Raw genomic sequence first — 13,834 nt, forward strand, 5'->3', positions numbered from 1 at the left:
AAAAAAAATCGGACGCAAGTGATTGAGCACAACGAAGAAGTCTACAAAAATCGTAACCAAATCGAACGCTGCTTCAACCGCCTCAAGCGGTTTCGGGGCCTCGCTTCACGCTACGAAAAGAACGCCAGCACCTTTCTGGCAATGGTCACCCTCGGAGCCATCCTGATGTGGCTTTAATTGTTTACACGTCCTAGCTTTCCCTTTTTCCTCTTATGAAAAATCCCCTGTTGAAATCAGTCTTGCTCTTGCTCGGGCTGGCGGCGCTGGGCTTCGGTGCCCGCGCCCAAACCACGCCCGCTCCCGAAACCTGGACCAAGAAAAAGGCCGCGAAGTGGTTCAAGAGCCGCGCCTGGGCCAATGGCCTGAAGCTGAACGTGGCAGAGTCGGTCGACAAGGTCGAATTTGCCAGGCAGTACACCGCCAACAAGGCGTGGTGGGACAAGGCTTTTGCCTATTTTCGCGACACCAACCTCGACCAGCTGACGCCGGGCAAGTACCCCGTGGACGGCGACAACGTGTTTGCCGCCGTGACGGAAAATCCCACCAAGGAGTTTGCCAATACCAACTGGGAATCGCACCGCAAGTACATCGACCTGCAGTACGTGGTGCAGGGAGCCGAGAAAATTGGCGTGGTGCCCATCGCCAAAGCCACCGTAACCAAGCCCTATGAAGAGGCCCGCGATGCCGCCAACTACAGCGCCGAGGGCAAGCTGTACGAAGCCAAGCCCGGCACCATTTACATTTTCTTCCCGCAGGATGTGCACCGGCCCAACATCAAGGTCGACGGCGTGGATAAGGACAAAAAACTGGTGATAAAAGTCCGGGCGGCCTCATAGGCAGCCAACTATGCCCGGCAAACGTAGAAGGCAGGCAAACCGTGTTTTTCCTTTCACTTCTTCATTCGCCGAGCTATGTCCCGTTTCCTGTTTCTCGTCCTGTTGATTTTTTCGGCCGGGCTTCGTCAGCCCTCGGCCGCGCAAACCGGCGCGGGCGAGGGCCTGCCAACCCGGCCCACGCCCTTCCGCTTCGTGAACGACCAGGCCCAGCTCATGGCCCCGGCCGATGCCAAAAAGCTGGAAAGCGGCCTGCGCCGCTACGCCGATAATACCGGCACCCAGGTAGTTGTGGTGACCGTGCCCACGCTGGGCGGGCGCGACGTGGCCGACTACGGCCGGGCCCTGGGCACGGCCTGGGGCGTGGGCCAGCGCGACAAAAACAACGGCATCGTGGTGCTGGTAGGGGCCAAAGAGCACAAGGTCACCATCCAGCCCGGCAGCGGCCTGCAGAGCACGATTACGCCGGAAGTCACCAGCCGCGTCATCAACGAAATGACGCCGGGCTTCAAGCAGGGTAACTATTTTGCCGGCCTCCGCGCCGGCCTGAACACCCTGATGGTGACGGCCAACCCCAGCTCGAACCCGAAGAAAAACCCGGCCGCTGCCAACTCTGCCGCCGCCAGAGCTGCGGGCAATATAGCCGCTACCGAGCCGGCGCAGTCTAACCTGTCGCAGGAGCCGCAAACCCAAACGCCTACCAACGACCCCGTGATGATGCCGCCGGCTTCGGAGCCCGTTTCGCCGGGCCCCGGCATGGGCACGCTGCTCATCGGCGCGCTGATAATTGGCGGAATCCTGTGGTTTGTGGTGCGGCTGTTTCGCGGCCGTAGCGCCGCCAGCAACGCCGGGAACGCCGGGAACGGCACACCCAACTTCCTGCCTAACCAGACCAATGGCCCCGCCGGCGGTGGCTACGGCCAGGCCCCCGGCAACTACGGGCCGGGCTACGGCAACGCGCCCAGCTCGGGTGGTGGCATGGGCGTGGGCGGCATGCTGGCCACCGGCGCGGCGGCGGCGGCCGGTGCTTACCTCGGCAACCGCATGGCTTCGGGCCACGACACCTCCGGAAATAACCTGTCGAACGACGGCAACAACACCAATTTCGGCGCGGGCACGGCCGCAGGCGCTGGTGCAGCGGGCACGGCCGCAGCGGGCGACTATTTCTCCTCCCGCGACGGCGGCACGGCCGATACCGCCTCGCCCGACTATTTCTCTGACGACAACACGGCGGCCAACAACTCCGATTATTTCTCGTCCGACGACAACAACTCTTCCTCCGACGACACCTCCTCCAGCGATACCGGCGGCGGCGGTTTCGACAGCGGCAGCGACAACAGCGGCTCGTGGTAGAGCCCGGTGGAGCACTCCTGATTCGGCCCCGATGTTGAAAAGCATCGGGGCTTTTTGTTGACGGGTTGCGGCGCCGGGCAGTAAGTTGCGGCCGGTTAGCGCCGGGACGGTTCCGGTTGGCTGGCCGCTTCACCCCTCGATTCTGGCCCATCCGGCTGCTTTCACCACCATGCCTTCGCCTTCCGAAAGCCCTGATTTACCGGCTGTTCCCGTGCTGGAAACCGACCGCCTGCGCCTGCGCGGCTTCCGCGCCGACGACTTTACGGGCTGGTTTGCCATGAGCCGGCTGCCCGCTTACCACCGCTACTTCAGCCCCGAGCCCATGCCCGCCGAGGAAGTGTGGAAGCTGGTGCTGCGCAGCGCCGGCCACTGGGTCATCCTGGGCTACGGCTTCTGGGCCGTGGAGGAAAAAGCCAGCGGCCGGTTCGTCGGCGCCATCGGTTTTCTCAACCTCAAGCGCGCCATCGAGCCGCCGTTGGGCGAGGCCCCGGAAATCGGCTGGGTGCTGGACCCCGCCGTGCACGGCCTGGGCTACGCCACCGAGGCCGTGGCGGCGGTGCTGGCCTGGGGCGAAAGCTACTTCGGGCCGGTGCGCACGGTGTGCATCATTCACCCCGAAAACGAGCCTTCGCTGCGGCTGGCGGCCAAATTCGGCTACCACGAATATGCCCGTTCCACTTACCATAACGAGCCCATTGTGCTGCTGGAGCGGCCCGGGCAGCGGTAGCTCTTGCCTGCGCCGCCAGGCAGCTCACCAGCCAATTCATTGAGCCATGATTTTCTCTGACCTACCGCTAGCCCAGCGCCTGGAGCGCACCGAGGCGAACAGCAACGCCGCTTTTGTGGAGGCGCGTGCCCGGCTGCATCCGGCCAGCGGCGCCGAGTGGCGGGAAGTGGCCGGCGCCTACGCCATGTTCGACGGCCCCGATTCGCCCCTTACCCAAACCTTTGGCCTGGGCTTGTTTGCCGAAGCCACGGCCGATGACCTGGGCGAAATTGAGGCGTTTTTTGCGGCCCGTCACGCCCCGGTGCTGCACGAAATCAGCCCGCTGGCGCCGGCCAGCTTGTGGCCGCTGCTGCACGCCCGGGGCTACCAGCCCATCGAATTCACCAGCGTCCTGTATCAGGAGCTGACGGCCATTGCGTTGCCGGAGCCGCCTCCGGGTTCCGCCGTGCGCGTTCGCATCATCGGGCCGGACGAGGCCGATGCCTGGGCCGAAACGGCTGCCGCCGGGTGGCAATCCGAAGCGCCCGAGCTAACCGGTTTTATCCGGGAGCTGGGCCAGATAAGCGCCCACAGCGTTGGCGTGTCGTCGTTTGTGGCGGAAGCGGCCGGCCAGCTTATCGCCACGGCCGGCCTGTATATGCACGAGGGCGTGGCCCTGCTGGCGGGCGCCAGCACCGTGCCCGCGGGCCGGCGGCAGGGGGCCCAGGCGGCGCTGCTGGCGGCCCGCCTGCAGCACGCCGCCGCGCACGGCTGCACCCTGGCTACGATGGGCGCATTGCCCGGCGGCCAGTCGCAGCGCAACGCCGAGCGCCGCGGTTTCCGTATTGCCTACACGCGGGCCAAGTGGCAGCTGCTGCGCTAGAGGCCACCAGCCCGTTGCAAAGGGCATTATTTGCATAATGAGCGACTCCCGTTTTCCACGCTTCCCTATAATATTTGCCATGGCTCCCCGTCCCTACATCCTCGCCGAAACTACCTGGAAAACTGTTCAGGAAAATAACTATGAAGTGGTGGTGCTGCCGTGGGGCGCCACCGAGGCGCACAACTACCACCTGCCCTACGCCACCGACAACATCCAGGCCGACTACGTGGCGGCCGAGGCCGCCCGCAAGGCCTGGGAGCAAGGCGCGAAAGTGGTGGTGCTGCCCTGTATCCCGTTCGGCGTGAACACCGGTCAGCTCGATATCACGCTCGATATGAACCTGAACCCCAGCACGCAGCTGGCTATTTTGCGCGATTTGGTGCAGGTGCTGGCCCGCCAGGGCATTCCCAAGCTGGTTATCCTGAACGGGCACGGCGGCAACGATTTCCGCCAAATCCTGCGCGAGCTGCAGGCCGAGTTTCCCACCGTCTTTCTGAGCACGCTGAACTGGTTCCGGGCCGCCGACCGCAACCAGTATTTCGCCGCGCCCGGCGACCACGCCGATGAGCTGGAAACCAGCACCATGCTGCACCTCACGCCCGATTTAGTGAGCCCGCTGGCCGAGGCCGGCCCCGGCGCGGCGCGGCAGTTTCGCATCGCAGCCCTGCGCCAGGGCTGGGCCTGGGCCCAGCGCGAATGGAGCAAAGTGACGGCCGATACCGGCGTGGGCAACCCCGCCGCCGCCACGGCCGAAAAAGGCCGCGCCTTTCTGGAAGCCGTCACCACCAACATCGGGCAGTTTCTGGTGGAGCTGGCCGCCGCCGACCCGCAGGATTTGTACGAATAGAGAACCGGCGTCCCGGCGCGCCGGTTTGCAGCGCCGATACCATCCTTTTTCCCTGCTTATGCCCCTGTGTTTTGATAGTGTGATTTTTGACCTCGACGGCACGCTTTGGGACGCTTCGGCGGCCATCGCCCACGCCTTCCAGGCCGCCAAAGAAAGCGTCGACTACATTGAGGACGACGTGACCCTGGCCCAGGTGCAGGCCGTGACCGGCCAGCCCTACACCGTGGTTTACGAGCGCCTGTTTCCCAACCTGCCGGCCGACAAGCTGGACGAATACCGCGCCCTGTGCGCCCGCCAGGAGCTGGCCGCCGCCGAGCAGCACGGCGGCGCGCCCTACCCCGGCCTCGAAACCACGCTGCGCTACCTCCTCAACCAGGGCTACCGGCTGTTCATCGTCAGCAACTGCCAGCTGGGCTACGTGGAGGCCTTTTTCAAGCACAGCGGGCTGGGGCACTACTTCGAAGGCCACCAGTGCTTCGGCACCCGGCTGCTGCCCAAGTCCGAGAACATCCGCGAAATAATCGCCGAATACGGCCTCGAAGCGCCCGTGTACGTGGGCGACACCCCCGGCGACCTCGCCGCCAGCCAGGAAGCCGGCGTGCCCTTCATCTTCGCCACCTACGGCTTCGGCCGCCTCGATACCACCGAGGCCCCGTCGCGCATCAACCAGCCCGCCGATTTGGAGCAACTGCTGTGAGGCCATAATTCCGGCCAAAAACGGCCGGCCGGGTATTGCCCGCTTGGCGGCGATTCGTACTTTGGTCGCATGAATTTTCCGGTTCTCTCCCGCATCACTCTCCATCCCACCATCTGCCAGGGCCAGCCCACGGTGCGCGGCCTGCGCTACCCCGTGTGGCAAGTGCTCGACTGGCTGGCCGCGGGTCAAACGGAAGCGGAGATTCTGGCCGCACACCCCGCGCTGGAACCCGAGGATTTGCGGTCCTGCCTCGCCTTTGCCGCCGAGCGCCTCAAGCCGTTGGGCCACACCCTGCCGGGCCCGAACGACGAAAATTCAGCCGAATGGCTGCTGAGCCGGCAAAGCCAGTGGCTGGCCGAACAGGAATTTCTCAAGCAGCTGTGGGAGCGGAATCCGACGCCACCGGCCGCGGCATCCGGCGCGTAATTGCCGAATAATTTTGGCAATTTCCACCCGCCAAAACAGCTGTTCAAAACCAGGAATAGATGCGTAGCTTTGGCCGCCCTGCCGTCTATCTTCCGGCGGGCGCCGGCTGCTGCCATGTACGAGGAACTAGCGTCGACATCCTATCTAAACGTCGCCTACCGGCCGGATTCCTGCATCCTGATTGGCCGCTGGCTGAGCTCCATCACCGAGCCGCAGCTGCGCACCGGCTACGAAACCATGCGCCTGGCAGCAATGGACTACCACTGCCCCCACTGGCTGATGGATGCGCGCCGGCGCACCGACCGCCGCCTCAACGGCCCCGAATGGGTGGTGACTGCCTTCCTGCCGCGGGTGCAGCAAGAGCTGGGCATGCCGTTGTACGTGGCCTTTCTGGTGCTGCCCAGCCATTTGCAGGAGCTGGAAGACGACCCGGATTATCCGGGCAAAGCGTCCGTTTCCACCGGGCCGTTGCAGTACGCCCGTTTCATCGACGAAGGCGCCGCCAATGCCTGGCTCGACGAGCACCGGCGCGGCAAGAAGGGGTGACCGTTCTTGCGCAGCATTACCGCTGGCTTTCCAGCGTTTGCATGGGCGTGGCCTCTTCCACGTTCGAGGTGCTGGGGAAGGCCAGGAAGTGCGTGACCCGTGGCTCGTCGGGCCCGGTGTGGAACTGCCGCACCTGGGCCTCCACTAGCTGGTCTTCGCGGGTGAAGCGGTGGTGCTGGCGCTGGTGCTCGCCCCAGGTGGCCACGTAAAAAAACTCGGTGATGATGGTGGAGTTGGCCACGTCCGAGAATACGCCGGCACGCAGGGCCCCATCGCGCAGCCGCAGCCGCTTGAGCCGCTCGGCCGCCGCCTGAAAGGCGGGCCAGTCGGCGGGTTCCACGTGGTACTCAATCATCACCATCACGGGGCCGTCGTCGGGGTCAATAGTGCCTTCTACTTCGGGGTCGGGCCAGTGTTCGGCGGGGTCCAGGTTCAGGCCTTCGGCCGAGCGCATGGGGAAGGGGAGGGCCAGCAGGGCGCTGGCCAGCATCCAGCCGGCCGCGATTAACAGCGAAATTTCCAGCGAGAGGTGGTCGGCCAACTCGCCCCAGGCCAGGCTGCCCACCGACAGGCCCGCCTGAAACACCAGCATGTACACGCTAATCACCCGCGCCTGCACCCACTTGGGCACGCTCAGCTGCACGGTGGTGCTGAAGCTGGTCATCACCATCAGCCAGGCAATGCCGGAGACGAACATCACGGCGTAGAGCAGGTAAATCCGGGTGATGAGGGCCAGCGCCAGGTTGGTGCCGCCGAAGGCCAGCACGCCCAGCAGCACCCGCTGGTTGAGGTTGAGCCGCGAGCCCGCCCGGCTCATCAGGAACGCGCCCGTGACAGCCCCCGCGCCCAGCCACGACAGCATTACGCCGTAGTGCCCCGAGCTCAGGTGCAGCTTGCGGGCCACCACCACCGACACCAGCCCCCACATGGCCGCCGCCCCAAACGAGAAGGCAAACGTGCGCACCAGCACCCCATATATAGCCGGCGAATACTGCACGTAGCGCAACCCCGCCCGCAGCGCGCCAACGAAATTTTCGGCCGGCCCGTTGGTCACCGTCGGCTCGCGCTTCCAGAAATACACCACCGCCCAAGTACCCAGGAAGGAAACCCCGTTCAATAAAAACACCCAGCCCGCCGAGTAATACGCAATAATGGCCCCGCCAATGGCCGGGCCGATAGCCCGCGCAATGTTGTTGCTCACCCCGTTCAGGGTGATGGCCGAGGACAAGGCCGGGCGCGGCACCAGCTCCGTGGCCACGGCCTGCCAGATGGGCGCGTTCAGGGCCGCGCCCATGCCCAGCAAAAACGTGAACCCCAGCACGCCGTAGGCCGAAACCCCGTTGGTGAACGTGAGCACGCCCAGCCCCGTGGCCACCACCGCCATGAAGCCTTGCGTGAACAGCAGCAGCTTGCGGCGGTCAATCAAATCGGCCATGGCCCCGGCGGGCATGCTCAGCAAAAAGGCCGGCAGGGAGGTGGCCGTCTGCATCAGGGCCACGAGCAGAGCCGAAGTGGTGAGGGTGGTGACGAGCCACACGCCGGCCACGTTCTGCATCCAGGTGCCCACGTTGGATACCAGGCCCGCAATCCAGATGGCCCGGAAAATGGAGTAAGCAAACGGCGTCCAGAGCGTGACCTTGGCGGCCGGGCCGGGTGGAGAAATGGTTTCAGCCATTGATGAAAGTCAACAATTACCCCTTAATAACAAGTGAGGGGCTAAAACGACTTCCTACGGCTTAAAGCAGTGAGCAGTGAACCATTGATAACAGTTCACTGCTCACTGCCCTTTCCTACCGCCGTAACGACGACTCGCGCACCAGCAGCTTGGGCTTGAGCACGATGGGCTTGGGCGGGCCCACGCGGTTGGGGCCGCTTTTGAGCATCTTTTGGAGCAGCTGCACCGCCGTTTTGCCCATTTGCTCGCAGCGCTGGTCCACGCTGCTCAGCATGGGCTCGGTGAGGGAGGTGAACATCTCGTTGCTGAAGCCCACGATGGCCACGTCCTGCGGCACGCGCAGCCGCTGGGCTTTCACGGCCTGCAGGGCGCCCACGGCCGCCAGGTCGTTGGACGAAAACAGGGCGTCGGGGCGCTGGGACAGCTTCAGGAGCTGGCGCATGGCCTGGGTGCCGCCCTTCTGGTTCATCTCGCAGAAGACGATTAGCTCTTCGTCCACGGGAATGCCGTGGGCGGTGAGGGCGTCGCGGTAGCCCTGGTGGCGGTTTTTGTAAATGCTCAGGTGCAGCGGGCCGCTGAAATGCGCAATGCGCGTGCTGCCCTGCTCGATGAGGTGCGTCACCACCTGGTAGGCGCCCTGGTAGTCGTCAATCATCACCGCACTCACGTTGCTGCCCCTGAAATCCTCCACCACGCGGTCGAAAAACACCAACGGAATGTTCTGCTGGCGCACGGCTTCGAAGTGGCCGAAGCTGTGCGTCGAGTTGGCCAGCGACACCAGAATGCCCTCTACCTGCGAGTTCATCAGCAGGTCGATGTTTTTCTGCTCCTGGCGCGAGTCCTCGTTCGACTGGCAAATCATCACGTTGAAGCCCAGCTTGGCGGCTTCGGTGGCGATGCCGTGCACCACCTGCGGGAAAAAGTGCCCCGTGATGTGCGGCACCAGCACGCCCAGCGTGTTGCTGCGGCCCCGGCGCAGGGCGGCGGCCAGCTGGTTGGGCTGGTAGTGCAGCTCTTCGGCCAGCTGGCGCACGCGGGCTTTGGTGGCCTCGCTCACGTCGTCGTGGTCGCTCAGGGCCCGCGAAATGGTGGAGGGGGACAGGCCCAGCGTCTTGGCCAGGTCAGTAATGGAAGCGCGGCGATTGGCCATCTGTTTCGTTGTAGCAAGGTGAAAAAATGCCCGCCCCTCAGCGCTGAAAGCGGCCGATGGCGGACTCGGTGCGGCCGAAAGTGAGTGAGCCGTTTGCTCAAAAACGCTCCGGCGCGGTGTGCTGACAAGGGACCGAAAGTAGGCGGCAGCCGGGTTGCAAGGCTGCTTCTTTCGGGGCTAGATGGGAATTCTACCGCAATCTAACAGCCGGATTCGATTCCGGAATTTTTCACGCTGAATTTTTTACGCATTTCACCATCAAAGGGCGTAATTAAGGCCTTTTACGCCCTCATTTATGCCAGAACCAGGGTATATACATTATTCTACTACCAGCCCAAACTTTGCCACCACGCCCAGTAGGCCGTGCAGCGTGAAGCGCGCCCCGAGCAGCGGGTTGGTTTCGGGGTCGATGACGAAGCCGGTGGCCGCCGTGAAATCGGCCCCCAGCAGGCGGGTGTTCTGGAACACCGCGCCGGCCAGCGAGCAGTCCTGAAATACGGCGGCCGACAGGTCGGCATCGGCAAAATCGGCTTCGTCGAGGTTGCAGCCCACGAAGCGGGTGCCGGGCAGGACACGGCCCGCGAACGAGGCGTAGCGCAGCTGGCACTGGTCGAAATGCACCCCAAACAGCATGTCGCGGCACGCCGTGAACTGCAGGCCCAGCAGCTTGCAATCGGCAAACGCCACGTTTTGCAGGGCCGTGCCCGCCAGCCGGGCCGATGACAGATTGCAGCGCTCAAACAGGCAATCGGTGAAGCGAATGCCGCTCAAATCGGCCCCGCTGAAATCGCAGTTTACGAAGCGGTATTCGTCGAATTCGGTGTGCCCCGGCAGGAGGCGGGCATCCCAGCGCTCGGCCAGGTTTTCTTCGGGGAAATAGGTGGGCTTGCGGAGGGCAGTGGGCTTGCGGCGGGGTTTCATGAGCGGAGATGTTAGACTCACAAGAACGTCATGCTGAGCTTGCCGAAGCATCTCTACCGCTTAACTAACCCATTTACCTGGATGACTACTCCGCGCAAGATGCCTCGGCTGCCCTCGGCAGGACGTTCATTTATTTGGAGTTGCCCCAAAGCAAACCTATAGCTTCACTACGCGCCGCACCTGGCCGAAACCGGCCCCGCTGAGCCGCAGCACGTAGGTGCCGGGGGCCAGCCCGGCCGTGCGCCGGCCGATTTCGGCCTGCAATGCTTCGGCCGGGCCGTGCAGGGCCAGCACCGTTTGGCCCTGCAGCGACACCACTTCCAGCGTCAGCGGCTGGGCATCGGGCAAGCCCGTGATGCGCAGGTTGAACGCCCCGGGCGCGGGGTTGGGAAACACTTGCAGCCGGGGGCCGGGGGCCGCGTTGGCCGCGGCCGTCACCGTGCGGGTAAAGTTGAGGCCGATGAGGATGGGGTCGTGGTCGGAGGAGCGGAAAGGGCTGTTGACGTCGGTAGCGGCCCCGGCGATGTCGTATTCCAGGAATTCGGGCTCCTCCGCGTTGATGTGCCACTTTTCCACCGCCGCGTGGGCCACCAGGTTGGCGGTGAGCACGGCGTGGTCGAGGCTGCTGCTTTGGCCGCTGAACACGTAGGAAGCGCTGCCGGCCGGGCTGCCCAGCACGAATCCCGCCGCCCGCAAAATGTCGATGGGGTCTTCCTCGTAGTTGGCGTTGTAGTCGCCCACGCTCACCACGTAGCGGGTGCCGGCGGGCTTCACCATGCCGTTGATAAACTGCACCAGCGCCGTGGCCTGCTGCTTGCGGCGCAGGTTGGAAGCGCCCTGGCCGTCGCCCTGGTCGGCGTTGGCGCCGGTGCCGCTGGCTTTCGATTTCAGGTGGTTGACGACGAGGGCGAAGGTGTCGCGGGCCGCCGTGAGGTTGGTGGTGAACAACTGGGCGAGGGGTGGGCGCTCGAACACGCCGGCCACGGTAGCCAGCAGGGCCGGGCCGTAGGGCGTGAGCACCGCCGGCTTGTAGATGATGGCGCAGTGAATCAGGTCGGTATCATTGGGTTGGGTGAAGAGGCCGCCGTCGTTTACGAAGGCGTAGGTACCTGCCCCGAATACCTGGTTCAACCCGTTTACCAAATCCTGCACGGCCGAAATGGGCCGGGTGCCGTCGTTCTCCACCTCCATCAGGCCAAACACATCGGCGTTCATCTGGGAGAGCGCGGCCAGGATTTTGCTGCGCTGGCGCTGGAAATCGACCAGCGTGAGGGCGCCGCGTGAGGTGGGGAAGCCACCGCCCGCGCCGTCGCCGTTGAAGAAGTTCAGCACGTTCATGCTGGCTATTTTCACGTCAATCGGCCCGAAGGTGGGCACCGGTGGGCGCACCGTGAGGACCACCGGCGCGTTGGCGCCGGCCAGCGGCTGCACGCGCCACTTGCTGCCGCCGTAGCCCAGAATGCCGCGCAGGCTGGCCACGGTGCTGCCCACGCGCACGGTGTGGGTGGCGGCGTCGAGGTAGGGAATGGGCGTGGGGCTGGCGGCGGCGCTGCCGTCGTCCAGCAGAAGGGACTTGGCCACGTTGGCGGCCTGGTAGGCATTCACGGCGGCCACGTTGCTGGTGCCGGTGCTGCTGGTGCCGCTGGCCGGGTCGTCGTTGGGGTCCACGAACTGCGTGGGCTGGTACACCAGGCCCTGGGTGGAAATGGTGAGCTCGCCGCGCGACTTCAGCGCGGCCACATCCGCCACCGTGACGGGGCCCGAGAACTGCACCAGCATGCCCTCAAACTGCTCGGCCGCCGCGCTCGAAAACGTGGCGTTGCTCAGGGTGGTGAAGGCGGGTAGGGCTTGGCCGGTGGCCAGCACCGTGATGGCCGGCCCCGTGAGCACTGCCTGGTTGAACGAGGGCGTACCGGCAATTTCCTGCACCGCGCCGGTGATGCGCACTCTGGTGCCCGCGGCCACCGTGGGCGCGGTTTGCACCACGAATAGCGCGTCGGAGGTGGTGGGGTCGCCGTCGGCGCTGGCGGCGTCGTTCTGCACGTAGAAGCCGGCCGGGCTCAGGCCCGCGTACACGCCCGTCACGATGCCTTCGATGGTGTAGGTGCCCGAGGTGGCCAGCGCCCCGGTGCCCTGGATAACGCCGATGGGCGTGACGGTTTGGGCTTGTGCAGTGGCCAGGCTACCCACCAGCAATGCCGTGAGCAAGGGGAAAAACGAGCGGGTAAATACCTGCGTCATACAGTTCAAAATCAATAGGCCCCCGATGCGGGGCTGTAAATGTAGGAGGATTTGGTGATTGCGCTGCAATCCTGAAAACCAGGTTGATAAGCTCAACGGCACGGTTTGGGCCGGCAACTCGGAGGTGGGCCGGGCACGTAAGCTAGGTAATTAACCACAAAATCCACCTTTTCAGTTAGTGTCTATGTTACAGGAAAATACTTCTGCCGCTGCTTTCTCCGAAGCTCCCGAGCCCGGTTACGATGAGTCGCGCCGGCAGTTCATCAACCACGCTGGGCGCGGCCTGCTGGCCGTGGGCGTGGCCACCGCCCTGCCTATCGCCGCGGCCGAGGCCGCGGCTGCCACCAATGCCTTGCCGCCCACTACCGGCCCGCTCGACGTTAAGCTGCCGCCGCTGGAAGCGCCGACCGACCCCAAGGGGGCCGACCCCTTCAACCCCGACGCGCCTGAGCGCCGCGTGGGCTACGCCATTGTGGGCCTGGGCCACCTCACGCTGAACGAGATTCTGCCCGCTTTTGGCCAGAGCAAGCACGCCAAGCCGGTGGCCCTGGTGAGCGGCGACGCCGACAAAATGGCCAAAGTCGCCAAGCAGTACGGCATCAAGCCGGGCAGCTGCTACTCGTACCAGACTTACGATAAAATTAAGGACAACCCCGAAGTGGAGGTGATTTACATCGTGCTGCCCAACGCCATGCACCACGAATACGTGCTGCGCGGGGCCAAGGCGGGCAAGCACATCCTCTGCGAAAAGCCGATGGCGAATTCGGTGAAGGAGTGCGAGGAGATGATTGAAGCCTGCAAAAAGGCCGGCAAGAAGCTCATGATTGCCTACCGCATTCAGTACGAGCCGCTGAACCGCATGGCCCAGAAGGCGGTGCGCGACAAAATCTACGGCGCCACCAAGCTCATCCAGATGGTGAACTGCCAAAACCAGGCCCACGACCAGCAGTGGCGCCACAAAAAAGCCCTGGCCGGCGGCGGCTCCCTGCCCGACGTGGGCCTGTACTGCCTCAACACCACGCGCTTCCTGCTGGGCGAGGAGCCCACCGAGGTTTCGGCCCAGATTTACAGCACGCCGGGCGACGACCGGTTCAAGGAAATTGAAGAAAATGTGACGTTTACGCTGAAATTTCCCAGTGGGGTGCTGGCCCAGTGCATGACGGGCTACGGCTCCTTCAACAACAAAAGCTACGCGGTTTTTGGCGAAGCCGGCAGCATCAAAATGGACCCGGCTTTTCCCTACCATGGCCTGCATCAGGAGCGCATCCACGCGCCCAATGGCAAGCAAGTGAAGGAGACGCCCAACGACCCTGGCAAAGACCAGTTCGCCCTCGAAATGGACCACATGGCCGAGTGCGTGCGCCAGAACAAAACCCCCTACACGCCCGGCGAAGAGGGCCTGCAGGACCAGCGCATCATGGAAGCCATCTACCAGTCGGCCCGCGAAAACAAGCCGGTGAAACTGCCCGCCGTGGCCAAGCCGGACGCTTTTCGCGGGGAGGCCCCGAAGGAGGAAGAGGCCTAAACGGCTGCTCAACCACAAGGCCTTGGGAAAG

At 64.2% G+C, this 13,834-nt stretch carries 14 protein-coding genes; 10 read left to right on the forward strand and 4 right to left on the reverse strand.

Translation table 11 applies throughout. The annotated features are described in order from the left end of the window. Positions 1-18 precede the first annotated feature (18 nt). The 9 genes from J4G38_RS29145 (at position 19) to J4G38_RS08770 (ending at position 6,291) form a co-directional block, all read left to right on the forward strand. Positions 19-177 carry a transposase gene (locus J4G38_RS29145; protein WP_226163232.1) on the forward strand — a complete coding sequence of 53 codons (159 nt, stop codon included), beginning with the start codon at positions 19-21 and terminating at the stop codon, positions 175-177. A 35-nt stretch (positions 178-212) separates the two neighbouring features. Continuing rightward, the gene (locus J4G38_RS08735) at positions 213-836 is read left to right on the forward strand and encodes a YhcH/YjgK/YiaL family protein (RefSeq protein ID WP_210516996.1); all 624 of its coding nucleotides are present in this window, start codon (positions 213-215) and stop codon (positions 834-836) included. A gap of 75 nt (positions 837-911) precedes the next feature. Beyond that, complete coding sequence (locus tag J4G38_RS08740) at positions 912-2,186, forward strand: TPM domain-containing protein (protein ID WP_210516994.1); 1,275 nt, start codon at positions 912-914, stop codon at positions 2,184-2,186. Between the two features lie 169 nt (positions 2,187-2,355). Next, the gene (locus J4G38_RS08745) at positions 2,356-2,913 is read left to right on the forward strand and encodes a GNAT family N-acetyltransferase (RefSeq protein ID WP_210516992.1); all 558 of its coding nucleotides are present in this window, start codon (positions 2,356-2,358) and stop codon (positions 2,911-2,913) included. A gap of 46 nt (positions 2,914-2,959) precedes the next feature. Then, positions 2,960-3,775, forward strand: a complete 816-nt coding sequence (locus J4G38_RS08750) for a GNAT family N-acetyltransferase (protein WP_210516990.1) — start codon at positions 2,960-2,962, stop codon at positions 3,773-3,775. A 79-nt stretch (positions 3,776-3,854) separates the two neighbouring features. Beyond that, the gene (locus J4G38_RS08755; RefSeq protein ID WP_210516989.1) at positions 3,855-4,622 is read left to right on the forward strand and encodes a creatininase family protein; all 768 of its coding nucleotides are present in this window, start codon (positions 3,855-3,857) and stop codon (positions 4,620-4,622) included. Between the two features lie 58 nt (positions 4,623-4,680). Further along, entirely contained in the window at positions 4,681-5,319 is a 639-nt protein-coding gene (locus J4G38_RS08760; protein ID WP_210516988.1) for an HAD family hydrolase, read from the forward strand. Positions 5,320-5,388: 69 nt separating this feature from the next. Further along, positions 5,389-5,745, forward strand: a complete 357-nt coding sequence (locus J4G38_RS08765; RefSeq protein ID WP_210516987.1) for a DUF433 domain-containing protein — start codon at positions 5,389-5,391, stop codon at positions 5,743-5,745. Positions 5,746-5,859: 114 nt separating this feature from the next. Next, a complete protein-coding gene (locus J4G38_RS08770; RefSeq protein WP_210516986.1) occupies positions 5,860-6,291 on the forward strand; it encodes a hypothetical protein in 432 nt (143 codons plus the stop codon). 16 nt (positions 6,292-6,307) lie between these two features. Here the strand turns inward: J4G38_RS08770 and J4G38_RS08775 are convergent, their stop codons facing one another. From J4G38_RS08775 to J4G38_RS08790, 4 genes are all read right to left on the reverse strand, one after another. Next, complete coding sequence (locus J4G38_RS08775; protein ID WP_210516985.1) at positions 6,308-7,966, reverse strand: MFS transporter; 1,659 nt, start codon at positions 7,964-7,966, stop codon at positions 6,308-6,310. Between the two features lie 115 nt (positions 7,967-8,081). Then, on the reverse strand, positions 8,082-9,116 hold the full coding sequence (locus J4G38_RS08780) for a LacI family DNA-binding transcriptional regulator (RefSeq protein ID WP_210516984.1): 1,035 nt from the start codon (positions 9,114-9,116) through the stop codon (positions 8,082-8,084). Positions 9,117-9,434: 318 nt separating this feature from the next. Further along, positions 9,435-10,037 carry a pentapeptide repeat-containing protein gene (locus tag J4G38_RS08785; protein ID WP_210516983.1) on the reverse strand — a complete coding sequence of 201 codons (603 nt, stop codon included), beginning with the start codon at positions 10,035-10,037 and terminating at the stop codon, positions 9,435-9,437. Between the two features lie 156 nt (positions 10,038-10,193). Beyond that, on the reverse strand, positions 10,194-12,278 hold the full coding sequence (locus tag J4G38_RS08790) for an ExeM/NucH family extracellular endonuclease (protein WP_210516982.1): 2,085 nt from the start codon (positions 12,276-12,278) through the stop codon (positions 10,194-10,196). A gap of 184 nt (positions 12,279-12,462) precedes the next feature. Here J4G38_RS08790 and J4G38_RS08795 point away from each other — a divergent pair, with 184 nt between their 5' ends. Next, on the forward strand, positions 12,463-13,803 hold the full coding sequence (locus J4G38_RS08795; RefSeq protein ID WP_210516981.1) for a Gfo/Idh/MocA family protein: 1,341 nt from the start codon (positions 12,463-12,465) through the stop codon (positions 13,801-13,803). Positions 13,804-13,834 lie beyond the last annotated feature (31 nt).

Origin of the sequence: Hymenobacter terricola, assembly GCF_017921975.2 — a bacterium.
Taxonomy (GTDB): domain Bacteria; phylum Bacteroidota; class Bacteroidia; order Cytophagales; family Hymenobacteraceae; genus Hymenobacter; species Hymenobacter terricola.